At 61.9% G+C, this 1,518-nt stretch carries 1 protein-coding gene and 1 pseudogene; both read left to right on the top strand.

What is annotated here, in order from left to right; all coding sequences use genetic code 11:
- The coding region (locus CFB24_RS22205) for a DotA/TraY family protein (protein WP_210190755.1) at window positions 1-1,392 on the top strand (1,392 nt) is incomplete at its 5' end.
- Window positions 1,349-1,518: pseudogene (locus tag CFB24_RS22355) on the top strand (IS256 family transposase); the annotation flags it as partial. The gene CFB24_RS22205 and the pseudogene CFB24_RS22355, both read left to right, overlap by 44 nt.

The following is a 1,518-nucleotide window of genomic DNA, read 5'->3' on the forward strand; positions in this document are numbered from 1 at the left end:
TTGATGCAAGATGAACTGTGCATGGCCTATCTGAACGCCGCTGCGGGCTCGACGATCATTCCCGCCCCGACCGGGACCGTCATCGGCTCCTCGTCGGGCGGCGTCGTCACCTACGCCTACCAGTTGAGCACAGGCCTCGCCACCAACAGCCCGACTTGTGGCTCGATCACTCTTAATTCGCCGATCACGGGCTCCGGGAGCAACTACACCAACGTCGCCAATCAAATGGCGCAGAAGCAGAAGGACATTCTCGACAGCACGCTCGCCGCCTTGCGCCCCTCGATTCAGACCATCGCTCAGAATTATTGGACCACCAAGAACCAGTTTGCCCTGAGCGGATTGAAGGCGCTCTACACCAGCACGCTGCAAAATTACACGACCGAGTTGACGACTGCGGCGCAGACGATCACACAGGATTTGCGCAGCGCCCAACAGGTGCAGGACGCCCGCTCTGGCAATCTCGGCCTGATTCAGGGGCAGACGCAACTCTCCGCCCTCGGATGGACGTCCGCCGGCGCGTACTATCTCGAATTTGCCCGGCTCAACGGCCTGACCCTGTCGCTCGCCAGCGCGACCCCCGTCATCAACACGCCTTCGCTGCAGGGATTGTCGGCCGCGCTGACGAATGACGTCGCCCCGCTGTTTGGTTCCTCGACGGCGCTCCTTGCAAAGCTCAAAATCTACGTCGGGACACAAGACCCCCTGTCGCAACCGAGCGGCTACGCTTCTGTGCAAACCGGCCAATCCACAAGCGATCCAAACAGCACGATCGAGCAGGTGTTGCGCTCCGTAAGCATCACCCCGGAGTTGCTCAACAGTCTGGTCAACAGCCTGTCGCCCACCAGCAGCCAATGGAACGATCCATTCGGCGGCCTGATCGCACTTGGCAACAAGATGACCCTCGCCGCCCTCGCTATCCTGGGCGCGGCGGCCGCGTTGACCACCACCGCCGGTCAGGCCGCGGCTGTGGCGAGCGGCGTCGCCAGTGGCGGTGTTGGCGGCGGTCTTGCGGCCGCCAGCGCGGCGTCTGTGATCAATTTCCTCTCCACGCCGATCTTCGCCGGCGCCAGCGTCTTCCTGGCTCAGGGTCAGATGATCGCCTATGTGCTCCCGATGATCCCCTGGGTCATCTGGATGGCCGGCGTTGCGGGCTATCTCATTCTGGTCTGTGAAGCGTTCGTCGCCGTGCCGCTGTGGATGCTCGCGCATATGACGCTCGAGGGCGACGGTTTGCACGGGCGCGGTGGGCCGGGCTACGAACTTATGTTCAACGTCCTGTTCCGGCCGACCTTGAGAGAGTGTCGGAATTTCCGTGTGATGGCCATTTGGAAGCAAATGGAGGCATCACATGGCAAGACGGAAAGCCCCGCTTATTCCCGATCAACTGCTTGACCAGCTTCTGGGCGGCGCGGATCCCAAGACTGCCTTTGCGAAAGATGGTCTTCTCGACGAACTGAAGAAGGCGCTCGCCGAACGGGCGCTGAACGCGGAGGTCGACCACCACCTTGACCAAGGCGA

The sequence above is a fragment of the Rhodoblastus acidophilus genome (genome assembly GCF_900187365.1).
GTDB lineage: Bacteria > Pseudomonadota > Alphaproteobacteria > Rhizobiales > Beijerinckiaceae > Rhodoblastus > Rhodoblastus acidophilus.